This window comes from Gelria sp. Kuro-4 (assembly GCF_019668485.1).
Lineage (GTDB): Bacteria > Bacillota > DTU030 > DUMP01 > DUMP01 > DUMP01.
Genome location: NZ_AP024619.1, coordinates 391,506 through 407,743 on the forward strand (window position 1 = coordinate 391,506; position 16,238 = coordinate 407,743).

General features: G+C 64.8%; 12 protein-coding genes and 2 tRNA genes. 1 reads left to right on the forward strand and 13 read right to left on the reverse strand.

The genetic code is table 11. From position 1 onward, the window contains the following. Positions 1 to 14: 14 nt before the first annotated feature. The 12 genes from K5554_RS02080 to K5554_RS02135 all read right to left on the reverse strand — a co-directional run bounded on the left by K5554_RS02080 (position 15) and on the right by K5554_RS02135 (position 13,241). Positions 15 to 1,094: a DUF917 family protein gene (locus K5554_RS02080; RefSeq protein WP_221039514.1), complete on the reverse strand. Its 1,080-nt coding sequence runs from the start codon at positions 1,092 to 1,094 to the stop codon at positions 15 to 17. Position 1,095: 1 nt separating this feature from the next. Beyond that, positions 1,096 to 1,773: an aspartate/glutamate racemase family protein gene (locus K5554_RS02085; RefSeq protein WP_221039515.1), complete on the reverse strand. Its 678-nt coding sequence runs from the start codon at positions 1,771 to 1,773 to the stop codon at positions 1,096 to 1,098. Positions 1,774 to 1,786: 13 nt separating this feature from the next. Beyond that, positions 1,787 to 3,373, reverse strand: coding sequence for an OPT/YSL family transporter (locus K5554_RS02090; RefSeq protein ID WP_221039516.1), 1,587 nt, complete (start codon positions 3,371 to 3,373; stop codon positions 1,787 to 1,789). Positions 3,374 to 3,444: 71 nt separating this feature from the next. Then, positions 3,445 to 4,167 carry an IclR family transcriptional regulator gene (locus tag K5554_RS02095; RefSeq protein WP_221039517.1) on the reverse strand — a complete coding sequence of 241 codons (723 nt, stop codon included), beginning with the start codon at positions 4,165 to 4,167 and terminating at the stop codon, positions 3,445 to 3,447. A 239-nt stretch (positions 4,168 to 4,406) separates the two neighbouring features. Beyond that, positions 4,407 to 7,982 carry an AAA family ATPase gene (locus K5554_RS02100; RefSeq protein ID WP_221039518.1) on the reverse strand — a complete coding sequence of 1,192 codons (3,576 nt, stop codon included), beginning with the start codon at positions 7,980 to 7,982 and terminating at the stop codon, positions 4,407 to 4,409. Continuing rightward, a complete protein-coding gene (locus tag K5554_RS02105) occupies positions 7,975 to 9,111 on the reverse strand; it encodes a DNA repair exonuclease (protein ID WP_255565569.1) in 1,137 nt (378 codons plus the stop codon). The genes K5554_RS02100 and K5554_RS02105 overlap by 8 nt, the downstream gene beginning before the upstream one ends. A 524-nt stretch (positions 9,112 to 9,635) precedes the next feature. After that, a tRNA-Glu gene (locus K5554_RS02110) sits at positions 9,636 to 9,711 on the reverse strand. A gap of 17 nt (positions 9,712 to 9,728) precedes the next feature. Next, positions 9,729 to 9,802 (reverse strand) — tRNA-Gln (locus K5554_RS02115). 186 nt (positions 9,803 to 9,988) lie between these two features. Continuing rightward, positions 9,989 to 12,037, reverse strand: coding sequence for a molybdopterin-dependent oxidoreductase (locus K5554_RS02120; RefSeq protein WP_221039520.1), 2,049 nt, complete (start codon positions 12,035 to 12,037; stop codon positions 9,989 to 9,991). Positions 12,038 to 12,076: 39 nt separating this feature from the next. Further along, complete coding sequence (locus tag K5554_RS02125; protein ID WP_221039521.1) at positions 12,077 to 12,760, reverse strand: molybdenum cofactor guanylyltransferase; 684 nt, start codon at positions 12,758 to 12,760, stop codon at positions 12,077 to 12,079. Beyond that, on the reverse strand, positions 12,745 to 13,029 hold the full coding sequence (locus K5554_RS02130) for a DUF1294 domain-containing protein (RefSeq protein ID WP_221039522.1): 285 nt from the start codon (positions 13,027 to 13,029) through the stop codon (positions 12,745 to 12,747). Before K5554_RS02130 ends, K5554_RS02125 begins: the two co-directional genes overlap by 16 nt. After that, the gene (locus K5554_RS02135; RefSeq protein WP_255565470.1) at positions 13,026 to 13,241 is read right to left on the reverse strand and encodes a DUF6485 family protein; all 216 of its coding nucleotides are present in this window, start codon (positions 13,239 to 13,241) and stop codon (positions 13,026 to 13,028) included. Before K5554_RS02135 ends, K5554_RS02130 begins: the two co-directional genes overlap by 4 nt. A 216-nt stretch (positions 13,242 to 13,457) precedes the next feature. Between K5554_RS02135 and K5554_RS02140 the strand changes: the two genes are divergently transcribed. Next, the gene (locus K5554_RS02140; RefSeq protein WP_221039523.1) at positions 13,458 to 14,591 is read left to right on the forward strand and encodes a threonine synthase; all 1,134 of its coding nucleotides are present in this window, start codon (positions 13,458 to 13,460) and stop codon (positions 14,589 to 14,591) included. A gap of 122 nt (positions 14,592 to 14,713) precedes the next feature. Here K5554_RS02140 and gltX read toward each other — a convergent pair whose 3' ends face one another. Continuing rightward, the gene (gltX, locus tag K5554_RS02145; RefSeq protein ID WP_221039524.1) at positions 14,714 to 16,219 is read right to left on the reverse strand and encodes a glutamate--tRNA ligase; all 1,506 of its coding nucleotides are present in this window, start codon (positions 16,217 to 16,219) and stop codon (positions 14,714 to 14,716) included. Positions 16,220 to 16,238 lie beyond the last annotated feature (19 nt).

Genomic DNA, 16,238 nt, shown 5'->3' on the forward strand with positions numbered 1-16,238 from the left:
TCCTCACCCTCCCGTCAAGCCAAATACTTTACTATTTCTTTTCCAATGGCTTGTTCCACCGCTGCAAAGAGCGCCTGGTTTTGCATGCTGGCACCGAGGAGCAACCTTTCCCGCGGTACATGGAGCACTGCAACCTCCTGCCCAGCGGCGATCTCAGCTGAGGTTAAGGGATACCCGGTCCTAGCGTCCATCGTTGTGATCAAATCTGGAAAGGTGCCGTGCCTCACTCCACCCTTTTCCAGCGTCATGTACTCGTTCCAGAAGTCTAGGGTAACGGTGTCATCAGCCTCTATCGTCACCTTACCAACGTCAAAGCCACCTGTTGTGGTGAGGTCTACCCTGGTAACCCGACCTGCAGCAAAGATGGTACCGCCCAGGGTACCGGCTGCAGCTTCGAGGACGTCCTGGGGACCCCGCGCTGCAGCCTGCAGCATGGCCTGGCCCAAGGCTATGGCCTGGCGTACCGCACCCACCGCCGCGTTTTTCTTGGCATAGCCGATGGTAACCGGATTGCGCGCCACCGCGACCAGGCCACCGGCCTGCACGGCCGCCTGCCGCACCATATTGGAGCAACGGCTCAAATCGCCTTTGACGACAAGTTCCACGTAGGTACCGGCCTCCCGGTCCCCGCCGATGGCCGCCTGTACTGATTCGTAACCCTTGTTGCGTTCCAGACCCATGGCCCCCATGATGCTGGCCGGGTGAGCGCGGCCGTTTCCCGGGGCGTCGACCACAGGCAATCCCATTAGGGCGGCCTGCAGCCACCCGTTTACGGTGGCCAGGCCGCCGGCTTCGTTGGTTATGATTCCTCCGGTGCTGATGCCTGTGGCTTGTTCAATCAGCTGAGCTGCGCGCACATAGTACATGGGTTCAGCATGCCGTCCCTTGGCCGCCGGCGCCCCCACCGCCGAAACCATCAGCACCCAGGTATCATCACTCAGGTCGGTGGCGTCTACCAACCAGGTGCGCCCAAGTTCGGCCGCCAGGTAGCCCAGGCGGCGGCCGGTTTCGCGCGACCCGCCGCCGCCCCCACCGAGGACGGCGCCACCCAAGCTGGCAGCATCGACAAGTTCTTTGGTAACCAGGGTTTTCATCTTACGTCCTCCCCAGCTTTATATTATTTTGTGTGCCGCGGCGAAGTAGATAGTCGGCTACGACACCGGCGGCAATTACCGGATCCACCACTGGAAGGCCCGTGGCACGGCCGAGTTCGTCCGCAATTTGGAGGGTAGACAAACCGGTACAGGCCAGGCAAATGACGTCGCAGCCGCGCTCCTTCAGTTCCCGGGCAGCGGCAAAAATGCCTGTTGTCCCGCTCTCGGTCAAGAGGTCGAGGGTGGTCCTTACTGCTGCAGGTCTACTCTGTGCGACAAGGTGTGTGCCCAGAACGCGCTTCATGGGCTCCGGCGCCTCAGCGGTTATCCCCAATGTGCCTACACGTCGACCTAGCGCCAGGGCCAAAGCGGCCGCCGCCGATCCGGCCCCGATCACAGGGAGGGAAAGCTCGCGTCGCACTTCTGGCACGCCGGGGTCGGCGGCGCAGCTGACGATCAGGGCCTCGGCGCCGGCCGCCGCCATCTCCTTGGCCAGGTGGACGATCTTCGGTACAGCCACGGCCTCCGTCGCCGCATCGTAAATGCCCTGCGGTTGGTCGGGAATGCACCGGCTTCTTACCTGGAGATGCGGAAAGGCTTCCTCTATGAGCCGCCCGTGAAGCTGCAGGAGGGGTTGCTCGTCAGTCGTAAGGACGCGAATCAGTCCGACTTTGTGCATAACGCTCAGCTCCTTAGAACATGGTCCTGACCACCGCACTCACAAAGCCGTAAATCCCATCGCCGGCAATCAGGCCTGCGTCGCGCACCTCCATGAACTTGGTTCCGAAGACAAGGCGTACAACCACCGCCGCCAGGACACCTATACCGTAGATCGGGTTTTGAATCAAGAGGCCGGTCGCGAAGAGGATGCCCATGGCCTTTCCTGAGCCACCAATACCCTGCAGGATGGCACCGGGAATTGCCCAGATGATTAGCTGGCGCAGGATGTCCGGGTTGGCTCCGGCTTTGACGGTGGCGGCAAAGACGCGGCTTACGGGCGGCAGCATATCCAGCTTGAAGTGCATGTTCATGAAGAGGAAGACCACTACCATGGCCACCAGGCCGCCGACCAATTCGGCAATAAGCTGTTGCCGGCGCCCGTCCAGTTCATACTCCACATCCTTGCCCCGCCCGCGCAGTAGCCAGCCCGTTTTCAGGTCATATCCCAGGTCGGCGAAGCAGGGACCCGCAGAAGCCACGTAGCCGGTCAGCAAAGCCAGCGGCAGCGCCGGTATCTTAAGAAACATACCGATGGTAAGGAAGATGACCGAGATGGCGAACCCCGGGAACCAGCCGGAGTGCATGGCGCTCAGCCCCACCAGTACAGCCGCGATGACTGCGGAGAGGCCCGCCCATACCACCCAGATGAGCAGCTGGACGGCCGTCATCTGGCTGACGATTCCCGCAACCAGAGCCATGACAACGGCACCGCCCAGGTAGAGCAGTGTTCCATGGCCCAGCACCTGCTTCACTCGCTCGCCCGTTACCGTGGGTTCCCATTGCACCTCTTTCTCTTTAGAGACCTCCTGCCGCGGCGTTTCTGGTTTGCGTTTTGAACCGCGGTTGATGATGGCCAGGGCCTGCAGCAAGGAAATAAAGCCCGCTCCAATCATCACGCCGTGAGGAATATAGGTTTTCCCTAAATCGATGCCTAAAAGGAGCGGTGAATAGCCCCGGATCACTAGGCCGACACCCAGGGATGCCATGGCAAATATGTTCGCGATAAACACAATGCCAATTCCCGCCATCGGCAGCTTAAAGTGCGTGCCGACAACCCCCAACAGTATCCCCTGGACCAGCCGCATAGCGCGGTGTCCGCCCTCGTCGCCGGCGATCAAGGCTTCCGCCGTGGCCACGCCCGGGGGCCAGGCGGCAGCCGCCGGGTACACGTCTGAGTCATAAAGGCTGCAGGCAAACCAGATGCCGATGAGGGTTGAGAAGGCCGAACCGATCAGCATGGGAATCACCAGGTTGGGTTGGCCGAGCAAGAAGACAATGCCAACCGCAAGCAGGCCGCAGTTTGCCGCGGCGAAGCCGCCTGCCGAGGCCATGGTTTGGACGAGGTTTTGCCGTTCGAGGGAACGGAAGCGCGTCAAGTCCCCAAAGGGAATCCGCGCCAGGATCATGGCCAGGATGGCGCCGACTATTGACGTGTTAGGAGTGATACCAATGCGCGAGATAATCTGCATACAGATGACAGCGGCAAAGGCGGCCATGAGCAGGCTGATCACTAAGGTTGCAGGTTCCAAGGCCCGTACGTGCCGGTTCCCTTCCTTCATTTCAACTCGCCTCCTCTTCTTTCTTAAGCAACCCTCTTGGACGTGCTTTGCAGCAGATTCGTCGACCCCCCTTACTTCACATGGTCCAATGCATGCGCCGCCGCCTGCAACAGCCGCAGCAACTCCGACACTCTTCCTGCAAAGCGAAAAGCGGGACCACCAATACTTAAACCAACTGTCCCTGGATACGCAGCCGTGTCCAGTTTCACGGCCAGGGCGGCAACCCCCTCATCTAATTCCCCGATGCTGTACGCGTAACCTTGAGTCCGGATGCGTTCCAGGTCCTGCCGCAGGGTCTCCGCGTCGGTAATAGTGGCAGGGGTGAAAGGTTTAAGCTGTACGCTGGTAAAAAAGTCCTGTAGCTGCTCTGCAGAAAAAGTTGACAGCAGCACCTTGCCCGATGCGCCCGCGTAAAGGGGCACCCGCCGGCCGGCGCTGTAGGTAACTTTGACGGCCTGCGGTCCTTCTTGTACCAGGACCACCAGCCCTTCAAAACCTACTACGCTGTTGAGAAACACTGATTCTCCTGAATCCTCTGCCAGGCGTGCCATGACCTGTCTGGCATGCTCCAAAAACTCCTGGTGCTGGTTTACCAGATTGCCCAACTCCCAAACGCGCAGACCGAGGCGGTAACGTTTATTCGCGGGACTGCGCACTAAGACCCCGTGCCGGCAAAACGTTCGTAATATCCGGTGCACGATGGTTTTGTGCAGGCCCAGCCGCTGAGACAGTTCCGTTTGACTCCAGTCCGGTTGCTCCTCAAAACAAAAGAGAAGTTCCAGGCTCTTGTCCAAGGTGTGCAGTGTATCTTTCCGTGTCTGTTCTTTTGGACCCGTGACGCACCGCCTTCCTTTCCTGGTTGCGATTATCGCAATATGGTTGCCTTGTTTTTCAATTTATATTCTTCGTTCGGTCGTGATATTCCTCCTCAAAGATATAAAAAAAGATATAAAAACCCCGCTCGCTTGAGCGGGGTTTCGCTTATCTGCCTCTGCTTTTTCCAGCCATGGTAAGCCCCTGGCCTGCGCGGGTACTAGCTTCCACAAAACTGCAGCGGCTCGCCCCAGGTCCGGTACGTTTCCTGGTGGGAAAGAAGGATGATCTGTCGCTCCTTCCCTAGTTCGGTGAGCGTGGCCTGGAGCTGGGCCAGGCGCTCGCTGTCAAAGTTGAGAAAAGGATCGTCGAAGATTAGCGGCAGGTTGAAGTTGCCCGCGACGAGGTCGGCAATCGCCAGGCGCAGGGCGATCTGCAGCTGGTCCTGCGCCCCCTGGCTGAGCTGAGCGATGGCCACCACTTGGCCATCCGGCTCCGCGATGCTGACGTCGAATTCTGTATCAAAGAGCACCTGGCGCCCCGGGACCCCGGTGAAGGCCGCGAAGTACCCGCTTGCCCGCCGGGCCAGGCGCTCCCGGTACGCCGCACTAAACTCGTCGCGCGCCGCCGCCAGCTCACGGTGGGCCAGGGCCAGGGCTTCCGCCTCGAGCTCCAGCCGCGCGCACTCATCTTCCAGTTCTTTAAGTCTATCCTGGGCCGCGGCAATATTGATCACCCGCCGGCCGAGGAGGGCGCTCAGCTCCTTGTTTTTCGCGTAGATGTCGTCTTCCAGGGCCTTTTTCTTTTGCGCCAGCTCCGCGCGCGCCCGCTCCAGCGCGCTGTACTCCTTCTCCAGTTCTGCCCGCTCTTGCGCCTGGGCCGTGCTCGGGAGGCCCGGGCGGCCGGCGATGAGGTTTTCCCACTCCCGCTTAATGGCGAGGGCGGTATTGGCGGCATCCAGGGCCTTGGCGCTGAGGTCCGTTAGGCTGGCCGCGCCCTGCCCCTTGAGCAAACCCTCCAAGCGCGACGCCAGGCCCTGCCGCACCGTTTCTTTTTCCTGCCATGCCAGCCAGCGCGCTTTGGCCGCCGCCGCGCTGCCGCCTGCGGGGGTCAAAATAGGCGCCAGCTCTTGCCGCAAGCCTGCTTCCTTCTCTTGGAGTGCCCTGAGCTTCTCTTTCAGCTTGGCCAGGTTGTCTGTTTCATTTTTTACCACCGCCAGCTTTTCTTGCAGCTCCTGCTCCGCCTCCCGGCAGGCCGCCACCAGCCCGGCGATCTCCGCCGCCGGGGTGTTTTCGTTGAAGGGATGAATAGCGGCGCGCAGGGCCTGGATACCTGCCTCCAGCTGCTCGCGCCGGCTCTTTCCGGTTGCATCCGGCTTTTCCAGTTCTGCCCGCTGAATGCCTAAGGTGCGCAGCTCTTCTTCAGCTGCGCGATACCGCTCCGCCGCCCGCCGCCAGCTCTCCCACTCGGCCGGGGTTAATGCCTCCAGCCAGCGCACAGCGTCGCCCACCGTCGGTACGTCCCGGCCCACGGCTTCTGCCAGAGGCTGCAGGTCCCGCCAGAGCGCTACACTCTCCAGGGGGGCCGCCGCGATCTGGGCGGCCAGCCGGCCGAAATCCCGCTCGGCCGCCCCTGCCAACTCCTTTTCCAGCTCCGCCACCGCCTGTACCAGCCCCTGCCAGGCCAAATACGCGGCCTGGGGGTCGGCAAACTGGGCGCACACCGGTGCCAGCTCTTCCCGAAAACTCTCCAGGTCCTTTTCCGCCCGCGCCGCCTGCTCCCGCAAAGCGGCGAGCTCGTCTTCCGTAGGCAGGTCCGCAGCCGCCGCCGTAAGTTCGCGCCGCTGCTCTTCCCAGAGCCGCAGCCGCTCGCGCCGGGCCGCCAGCTCGGGCAGGGGCAGGACGGCGAGTGACCCGAGTCTGGCATCCAGGGCCTCGAGCGCGGTTGCAACTCGCGCCCGCTCCGGGTCGGCCGCCGGAGCACGCCGGCGCCCGGCGGCCGCGCCGTAGATCCAAAGTCCTGCCCCGGCCGCCAGCAGGGCCAGCGCAAGGCCAGCCGCATGCCCCGCGGCCCAAAGCACCGCCGCCGCCACAAGTAGAGCCGCCCCGGCCACCCACAAGCCTGTCCCACCCGCCTTTTGCCGCTGCGCGGCGGCTTTTTCCTCTAGACGCTGCCGGGCCGCGGCCAACGCCAGTTTCTCATCGAGCAGCGCGGCGCTGTCCGGGGGCAGGTCGGCCACGTCGGCGAACTGCTGCTTAAGTTTCTCCTCTTGCTGTTTCTGCCGCACCAGCTTGGCTTCGGCCGCCTTAAGTGCGGCCTGCGCCCTGTCCCTGGCTCCCTCGCGTTCGCGGGTCAGGGTGTGATAATCCCGGCACTGGGCCAAAAGCTCCGGGGGCGCGGCGGCAAAGAAACCGTAACGCTCGGCCAGTTCCTTTTGCTTGGCCGCCAGGGCGCGGGCGCGCGCCTGCAGGCCCTCATATTTCTCCAGCGCCGCCCGGGCGGTACGGCGGTAAAAATCCAGGGGTCTGTCGCCCAGCGCTGCCCAGGTTTGTACCTCCTCGAGCACCGCCTCAGCTTCCCTGGCGCGCCGTTCCAGGTCGGCCAGGCGTGCCGCCAAGTCGCGTGCCTCCGCCAGCCGGCGCACCAGTTCCTGGTGATCCCGCACCAGGTGCGGCCGCCCTACGGCCGCCGCCAGCGGGCCGTGCAGCTTTTCCTCCAGCGCCCTGCTTTCCGTGCGGAGGTCTTCTATTCGCTGCTCAAGGCCCGCGCTTTCCGCTTGGAGGCGTTTCAGCTCTTCCGCGGTGGCCAGGAGTTCGTCCAACCTATCCTTGACCCCCGGAGGTGCTTCCTGAAACTCCTCGTACTCTTCGGCCAAGCCGGCGTTCACCAGGGCCAATTGCCTCTCTAGCTGGGCAGCCTGCTCTCGGGCCTCCTCCAGCTTTACCTGCTCCTTAAGTGCCGCCTCATACTGGTCGCGTAACAGCCGCCAGCGATTCCAGCCCTGGTAGAGCCCCTCCTTGGCGGTGAGGGCATCCTGGGTGTCCTTTTTTTCTTGCTCCAACCGGCTCAACTCCTGCTGCAGGGCGTGTTGTGCGTCAACGCCGGCGGCGCTTTCCTTCACGGCCTGCTCCAGGTTCCTTTTTTCTTCTTGCAGTCTCTCCAGCTCGCGGTCCTTGTTCTTGTCCCGGCCGGTCACGCCCAGGCGCCCGGTGTAGCGGGTCTTTTTCTCCAGGTGTTCCTCCAAAAATGCCAGCGCCTCCGCCCCCGTGGCGCCGGCACCGGCCAGCAGTTGCTGCACGCTGTGGCTGATTTGCCCGGGCTCGGGCGGCGGCTGGCCCACACAAAAGGTGGACCAGAAAAGGTCGGCCGAAGCGATGCCGATGAGGCCCGCCAGTGACTCTTCATAGGTCAAATTGCGCTTCCGGGCCCGCGCGCGGTGCTCGCCGCCCGCGAGTTGCGTCCAGCGGTTGCCGTCCTTACGGCTGAGGGTCACCCGGTCGCTGTCAAAATCGCGCTGAACGCGGTAGGTGGTGCCGTCGACACTAAAGTAAACCTCGCCCTCAAAGCGCTCGGGCTCCGCCCAGTTACGGTAACGGGCTTTACCGCGTCGGGCAGGATCGCTGCTGGCCGGCAGCCCGAAGAGCACCGCCGCCAGCCCGGCCACCAAGGTGGACTTTCCTTGCTCGTTGGGGGCCACGGCGTGGTTCAGGCCGGGGTGAAAGGTAAGCTCCACTTCGCCCGCGAAGCGCCCGAAACCGCGGAGCACCAGCCGCTGCCAGCGGATCTTTTTACTCACCCGCCTCACCTCCCAGCGCTTTGAGGCCCCAGGTGAGCGCCCGGCTCACCAGGCGGCGTTCCCGTTCATCGTGCACAGCCGCCAGGCGCGCCTTCATCCGGCGGACAAAATAGCCGCGCAATGTGGTCTCGCGCGCCCAGGCCTCCAGTGCTCCCGGCGCAGCGGCCGCCGTTTCGTCGCGCACCTCCAGGTAGTAGCAACAAGGAGCTAAGAGTTCCTGGAGGTGCTGCGGCTCCACCGGGTAACTGGGACTGCCGGTCAGGTGCACGCAGGCGATATCTTTTTGCCCGAGCCGCGCTTTAAGGCCGTCCGCAAGCTCGGCCGCGGAGCCGTACATGCCGGCGTCCACCTCCAGGGTGCGGCAGGTGCAGCACCCCGGGTGGTCGAGGACGACCGTTTCCGTGCGCACCCCGCTGCCGGAGAGGGTTGCCACCGTGAGCCGTCCCGTGCCCGGGTCCGACCAGCCCTTCGCGGCCAGACCGCCCGGGTACACGGCAACTCCTCTGCCCAGTACCCGTTCCGTCCGCTTATGTATGTGCCCCAGGGCCACGTAGTTGTAACCCGCCCGCCCCAGCGCCGCCTCCGCCAGCGGCAGGCTGCGGTCGCCCGCGTTCCAGTTGAGCGAGCCGTGGAAGGCGGCGATGTGCCAGCCCGGCTGGCCGTTGCAGGGGAAATCGGCGATGGGCGGATCGGTGCGGGTGAGACCTCCGGTGTAGGCCAGTGAGTAGAGATAGCAGGTCTCGTCCCTGATGTTCAAGGTCGCCACCAGATCGGGCTGTGGATTTTGGACCAGAATGCCCGGCCACACGCCGGCCGCCCGGCGGTAGACGGAGTCAGGGTAAGAGATTTCGTCGTGGTTGCCCGGCACGGTTACCACCTGCCGCCCGTGCTCCACCAACCGTCGCAGCTGGGCCTCAACCTGGTTCACCAGTGCCGGCCCGGGCTTATGGGTGTCGAACAGATCCCCTACGATCAGCACCAGGTCAATGCCGTGTTCCGGCGCCACGGCGTAGTCCACCACCGCTGTCAGAAGATCGTCGCGCCGGCGCTGCCACTCCTCCGCCTTAGGCCCTAAAAACCGCGGCTCCCAACCCAAGTGCAGGTCGGCCACGTGCAGGATTCTAACCATCACGCTCCCCGACCGAACCGGGGGTCACCCCTTTCCCCTTGGTGTCTCGGTACGGAATGCCTTTCTACCATTTTAGCACATCCACCCCCGTCAGAGGCCGGCGGGTTAAAAGAAAAAAGCGGCCGCCGCGGCCTTTCTTAAGCAACGTGCAAACTTCCTGTCACCTCCGCTTAACACAGATCTGGTACCTTATAAGAGAGCTATCCAATACCCCCCTTCTTCTATATACTTGACGCCCGGCTCGGCCGGGCCGTTTTTCTGCCCCGCTGTGCATCCCATTCAGCCCAGCGGCATCCCTCCCCCGTCACCGGGGGTGGAATTTTTTAGGTGGACCCCCATAGTCTAAATGTTTCCTTTCATGCTGCCGCAACCTCATTGCGCATACGGGATACATCCCTGAAAAGCGCTCTGCTTTGCCCAGAGGCAACCAAGAGGACGGTTGCGGGGCGGTTTGTGGCAACCGGCCTGCTTACAAAAAAGCTCCCGGCACCACTTCGGCACCGGGAGCTTGGCTGTGCTACGTTTGGTAGCCCCGAGGGGACTCGAACCCCTGTTGCCGCCGTGAAAGGGCGGTGTCCTAGACCACTAGACCACGGGGCCGCAAGACACAAAAAAATTGGCTGCGGGACTAGGATTCGAACCTAGGCAACATGATCCAGAGTCATGTGTGCTACCGCTACACCATCCCGCAGCGTTTCGACAACACATATCTTAGCACAGGCAATCCGGAAAGTCAAGGGAAACCCCGCCGCAGCCTACACGCGGCAGGTTCAGGCTGGGGCGCAGGCCAAAAGGCGTTCGGCGTATGTTGCGATTGAAGTGCGCTTATGAAGCGCGTTCGAGTCAGGGAGCCGGAATGCCGCGGATAGCCGGCGGTTCAATGATCTCCACCTGCGTCCCCGCCCCTTTCGCCGGCCTTACTGACCTTGATCCGGCTGTCGCTGAAGGTGCTGCCGCCGCCGAAGTCGGAAAGGCGCTGGGAGGTGAGGAAGTTCACGCTCCAGCCGGGCGCGGAGGTAGGGTCGACCAGGCCCTGGATGTAGGCGGCGCCGGGCCGGATGGCCGCGCTCACCGCCAGGGGAAGATCGACTTCACCCTGGGCGCTCTTGGCGCGCACCAGGTCTCCGTCCTTGAGCCCGCGGTCGGCGGCATCCGCGGGGTTAAGCACCAGCACCGGCCGCTTCCCCCCGCCGCGCGCCCGTGCCGGCGGCACTAGGCTGGAATTGATGAAGTCGTGTGGGTGGGCAGTGATGAGGTGCAGTGTATCGGCGTCCGCGGAAGGTTCGTCTTCCTGGTAGTCCGGCAGCGGCGGCAGGCCCTGGGCGGCCAGGGTCGCGGAATAGATCTCAAGCTTGCCCGAGGGCGTGGGAAAACCGTGCGCAAACGGGTTCGCGCCCCGCGGCAACACCCGCACCGGCTCGCCGCGCCAGAGCGCGGCCCACTGGTCGTCGCTTAAGCCGCCCGGCCCGCGCCGCACCACCTGCTCGGCCCACTGCCGGGCTGTCAGCGAAAACACCGGGTCTTTAAGTCCCAGCCGGCCGGCCAGTTCCTGGAAGACCGCCAGGTTGCTGCGCGCCGCCGCGCGCGGCGGCAGCACCGCCTCCGCCCACTTGAGGTAGTAGTGGCCGTAAGCGCTGTAGAGGTCGGCGTGCTCCCAGGCGGTGGTGGCCGGGAGAATGATGTCGGCGTAGGCCGTGGTCTCTGTGGGAAACTGCTCCAGCACCACGGTGAAAAGGTCGTCCCGGGCCAGGCCCGCGCGCACGCTGTTCTGGTCCGGGCAGGTGGCCGCCGGGTTGGCGTTGTAAACAAAAAGCAGGCGAACGGGTTGCTCTGCCATGGCACCTAAGGCTTTTCCCAGCTCCAGCATGTTCACGACGCGCGCCGGCACAGGCCGGAGGTCCACCCGGTGCACCGCCGAACGGTCGAGCGGGAAGCCCTGGCTGGTGGAGAACAGGGCCCCGCCCCGCTTTCGCCCGTATGCTCCCACCAGCGCCGGCAGGCAGGCCAGGGCCCGGAAGAGTTGCCCGGCGCCGCGCTGGCGCGAGAGGCCGTAACCGATAAGGAGAAAGGGCGCCTGGGCGGCGGCATACGCGCGGGCCAGGGCGACAATCTCTTCGGCGAGGACGCCGGTGATGCCGGCCGTCTGCTCGGGCGTGTAGCGCGGCAGGACCCGGCGGACCAACTCGGAAAAACCCACCGTATGCCGCTCCAGGTAGGCATGGTCGAGGAGGTCTTCCCGCCAGAGGACGTGCATGAGTCCCAGGGCCAGGGCCGTGTCGGTGCCCGGCCGCGGGCAGAGCCGGCGGTCGGCCAGGCGGGCCGTGCGGCTGGCGTAGGGATCTATCAGCACCACCCGGGCGCCCCGGCGGCGCGCCTCCTGCAGCAGGGGCACGAAGTGCTGGCGCGTCGAGGCCGGGTTGGCGCCCCAAATGAGGATAAGGTCGCAGTCGACTGCTGTCTCGGGATCCGTCCCCAGCCGGCGGCCGAGGGTGGCCTCCCACCCCGCCTCGCCGGCGGCGCTGCAGATGGTGTCGGCCAGGGAAAGGGCCCCGAGGGCGTTGAAAAAGGGGTCGCCGGCCCGCCCCTGGATGGCTCCCAAGGTGCCGGAGGAGGCGTAAGGCAGGATGCTCGCGCCGCTCCAGCGGGTGAGCGTTTCTTCCAAGCGCGCCGCGATTTCCGCCAGGGCCTCCTCCCAGCTCACCGGCCGAAAGATCGCGCTGCCCTTCGGCCCCACCCTTTTGAGCGGGGTGAGGAGCCGGTCAGGGGAAAAGACCAGCTCAGGGTAGCGGCGCCCCTTGGCGCAAAGAAACCCGCGGGTGTACGGGTCGGCCGGGTCGCCGCGGCAGCTTCTTCCGTCATCCGCCACCAGAACACTGCAGGTGTCAGGACAATCGAAAGGACAAACAGCGCGTTTCGTGGCAAACACCTCTTTTCGCCCGCGTGAGAAACAGTGTCCCCGCCGGGTTTATCCCCGCAGGACGTATCCAGTCCTTTTCTCTGAGAAGCGCGGCACAACCGGCACGGCCGCCGCCCGGGAGGGCCGGCCACACGCCGTAAGGCGCCCGTAGTCGGCCCAGGTGTTGACGTTGAGGAAGGAGACAAGCTCTGGATCCCAGCGGCGCAGCTTCGCCTCCGGGATCAGCTTGAGCTCCCCGGGCGGGAGGGAGCGTGCCCAGGCCTGGAGCCCCTGCCCGGACCCCAGCGCCTCCAGGCGGGGAAGAAGGTCCCGGCGGTAAAGGCCCACGAGGGGTTCGAGAAAGCCGTTCACCGCCGGGAGAACGAGGGGGCTTCCCTCGGCCTCGCCTTCGCTTAGGAGCCCCGCCAAAAGCTCCCGCCGCACCAAGGGTAGGTCCACGGCCAGCACCAGGCAGGTGCTGTAGCGGGCGTGCCGTAAGGCCGCCCGCAGCCCGCGCGCCGGGTGCGGCGGGGCGTCCTCGGCTTCCCGGAGGAAACGGGCACCGAGCCTCGCTTGCGGCGTGACGCAGTTTCCCACCACCAGCACCTCGGCGCACAGCGCACCCAGCTTCTCCACTGCCAGCTCGAGAAAGGTTTGAGCGCCCAGCGTAAGGTAGGCTTTGCTTGCGCCCAAGCGTCGGCCTGTGCCTCCCGCCAGCACCACACCGCTTACGTTCCTCAGCGGCTGAGCCATACGAGTACCCCCAGCTGCAGGGCGATGATGGCCGGGATGCCGAGAACGAAGGACAGGTGCCGGGTCTTGTGGCGGAAAAGGTACATGCCGGCCAGGATTCCCAAGGCAGCGCCTGTGAAGGCAAGGGTGAAGAGCGTCCGTTCCGGTACCCGCCAGGCGCCACGCCGGGCCTGCCGCTTGTCCCAGCCCATGAGAGCGCCGCCGACAAGGTTGTAGAAAAAAAGTGCGGCACCTAAGTAAGTGAAGTACGGTGCAGGCGCTTGGGTCATTTCAAGTCTTTACTCCAGCGGTCTTTGGCCCGGATAAGCGCTTCCAAGGAGCGGTCGTACGTCCGTTCCACCTCCGGTGGAAAGAGGCAGCCGGGGAGTTCCCCGTATTTCCGGTGAAAGGCGATGCACTCGCAGCAACGGCCCTTGCGCGCGCAGGGCTCGTAGGTGCAGGGGCAGTTCTTCTTGTTGCGTTCCATATTGCACTCGGGCACAGCAACTCCTCCTTCAGGGTTTCGGGCGCTGACTTTCTCTTTCCTAAATTCGGGGCGCCGGCCGTTTTTCCTTCCCCGAACGGCGGAGAGCGAAGGCGGCACCACCCGGTAGAGTGCCTGCTTCCCCGGTACTGCCAGGCGAGGCAGGATTTGCGCCGGGCATGCGGAAAGAGAATAAGGGAAGCATGAAAGCGAGAAACAAAGGGGGATACAGCCTTGTTTGTCTGCCCGCGCTGCGGCGCGCGCTACCCGGCCGAGGAGCCGTGCTGGCGCTGTGCCTGCGGCAGCCGCCTTGACTGGGACAAGCCGGTGCGCTTTGACCGGGAGAGCATTAACCGGCACGATTATTCTCTCTGGCGCTACCGACACGTCCTCCCGCTCCCGGCAGGAGCGGAGCCGGTGACACTGGGGGAGGGCTGGACGCCGCTCGTGCCGGTGAAGTGGCACGGCCGGGAGATCCTCTTCAAGCTCGATTACCTGTGCCCCAGCGGGTCCTTCAAGGACCGGGGTACCACGGTGCTGGTCTCGCAGCTCAAGGCCTGGGGCATACAGGATGTGGTAGAAGATTCCTCTGGAAACGCCGGCGCCTCGCTGGCCACCTACGCCGCCCGCGCCGGGATCGGCTGCACCATCTACGTGCCGGCTTCGGCCAGCCGAGGGAAGCTGGTGCAGGTCGCTCTCGCCGGTGCACACCTGGTGCCCGTACGGGGAAGCCGCGAGGACACCGCCCGGGCCGTCCTTCAGGCCGCTCGGACCACGTTTTACGCCAGCCACAACCTGAGCCCGCTCTTCGCCGAGGGAGTAAAGACCCTGGCCCTGGAGCTGGCCGAGCAGCTGGGCTGGGCAGCACCAGACAGCATCGTCATCCCGGTGGGCAACGGCAGTCTGGCCCTGGGGCTGGCGGCCGGGTTTAAACTCCTTGCGGCTGCCGGCGTCATAGGCCGGCTGCCGCGCCTCATCGCCGTGCAAAGCGCCGCCTGTGCCCCGCTGGCGGCAGCCTTCGCCGCCGGTGCGGCGGAGCCGGCCGGCATCGCCAAGGGTCCGACCCTGGCCGAGGGAATCGCCTCGGCCGCGCCGCCGCGCGGGCGCGAGGTGCTGGCAGCCGTGCAGGCAAGCGGCGGCCGTTTCATCACCGTGACGGAAGAAGAGATCGTCACGGCTTTGGCGGAGCTGGCCGCCTGCGGCCTGTATGTCGAGCCCACCTCGGCCACCGTAGCCGCCGCCCTCACCAAGCTCCGCGCCCAGGGAGATCTGCGCCCTGCGGAACGGGCGGTGGCGGTGTTGACGGGCAGCGGGCTGAAGGCGACGGATAAGCTGCAGGAGGTGTTTGGCAACAAGTTGCCCTTGTAGGGCGCGCGCGTGCTGAATCGCGCCCCGGCGCTCGACCGGCGCCGGGCACAAAAAAGGGCGGGGGCAGGTGCTGCTTCCCGTCCTTTTTGCCTTCCAAGCTGACGCAGTCCGGCGTCGCCGTTCTACATCGGCGGCGCACCCTCCGCCTGTTCCGGAGCCGGCAGGCCGGCCTCGATGAAGGCGACGGCCCGGTCCAGGCGCGCCAGGCACTTTTCCCGCCCCAGGAGCGCCATGAGCTCAAAGAGGCCGGGGCCGATGGTACGCCCGCTCACGGCCAGGCGCGTGGGGTGAATAAGCTGTGCCGCCTTAACGCCCAGCTCGGCGGCCAGGGTACGGTAGGCCGTCTCGACGGCCTCGGCGCTGAAGGGCTCGACGCCCGCCAGCCGCTCCCGCGCCTGCCGCAGGCGCTCCGCCGTCCCCGCGGAGGCGAAGTGCTTGCGTACGCCCTTTTCGTCGTACGCCCAGTCATCCTTAAAGAAGTAACTTACGCCGTCGGTGAGCTCCACCAGTGTCTTGGCCCGGTCGCGCGTCAGCGCAATGCTTGCGGTGGCGAGCTCCAGCTCTTCCTCCGTCGGCTCCGCACCGATGAGCCCCTCTTTCTTTAAGAACGGCAGGGCCTCCTCCACCACGCGCTCGAGGGGAAGCTCGCGCAGGTAGTGGCCGTTGATCCAGGTCATCTTTTTAACGTCGTAGATGGCGGCGTTCTTGGAGATGCGCTCCAGGCTGAACTCCTCAACGATGCGCTCGAGCGGCATAATCTCGTCGGTGCCCTCCGGCGACCAGCCCAGGAGCGCCAGGTAGTTGATGATGCCCTCTTTGAGGTACCCCTGCTCGCGGAACTCCTCCACCGAGGTGGCACCGTGCCTTTTGCTGAGCTTGGAGCGGTCGGGTGCCAGGATCATGGGCACGTGGGCGAATTTCGGGAGCTCATAACCGAGCGCCTGGTATAAGAGCACCTGGCGCGGGGTGTTGGAGAGGTGCTCCTCCGCCCGGATGATGTGGGTAAGGCCCATGGCATGGTCGTCCACCACGCAGGCAAAGTTGTAGGTGGGCATGCCGTTCGATTTCACCAGGACGAAGTCATCCAGGATGCTGTTCTGGAACGCCACACGGCCGCGGATGAGGTCGTCGACCACCGTCTCGCCCGTTTCCGGTACCTTGAAGCGGATTACCGGCTGGCGCCCTTCGGCGGCCAGGCGGGCGCATTCCTCCTCGCTCAGGTTGCGGCAGCGCCCGTCGTAACGCGGCGGGCGGCCGGTACGCCGGGCCTCCTCGCGCTTGGCCGCCAGCTCCTCCGGCGTACAGTAACACAGGTAGGCCAGGCCCTTTTCGATGAGCTCCTGCGCCTTGTCCTCATAAAGGTGCAGCCGCTGCGACTGGTAATACGGCCCGTACTCCCCGCCGATCTCGGGCCCTTCGTCCCAGTCCAAGCCCAGCCACTTGAGCGAAGCGATAATCTGGTCCACGGAAGCCCGGGTAGAACGCTCCAGGTCCGTGTCCTCAATGCGCAGCACAAAGGTGCCGCCGGTGTGGCGGGCAAGCAGCCAGTTGAAAAGGGCTGTGCGGGCCCCGCCGATATGTAGCTTACCGGTAGGGCTAGGCGCAAAGCGCACGCGCACTTTCTCCACTTCAATCCCTCCCGTGGGC

Coding starts and splice junctions, on each gene's coding strand:
- K5554_RS02080 (WP_221039514.1), bottom strand. CDS start 1,094: ATGAAAACCCTGGTTACCAAAGAACTTGTCGATGCTGCCAGCTTGGGT.
- K5554_RS02085 (WP_221039515.1), bottom strand. CDS start 1,773: ATGCACAAAGTCGGACTGATTCGCGTCCTTACGACTGACGAGCAACCC.
- K5554_RS02090 (WP_221039516.1), bottom strand. CDS start 3,373: ATGAAGGAAGGGAACCGGCACGTACGGGCCTTGGAACCTGCAACCTTA.
- K5554_RS02105 (WP_255565569.1), bottom strand. CDS start 9,111: ATGGTTAGAATCCTGCACGTGGCCGACCTGCACTTGGGTTGGGAGCCG.
- K5554_RS02125 (WP_221039521.1), bottom strand. CDS start 12,760: ATGGCTCAGCCGCTGAGGAACGTAAGCGGTGTGGTGCTGGCGGGAGGC.
- K5554_RS02130 (WP_221039522.1), bottom strand. CDS start 13,029: ATGACCCAAGCGCCTGCACCGTACTTCACTTACTTAGGTGCCGCACTT.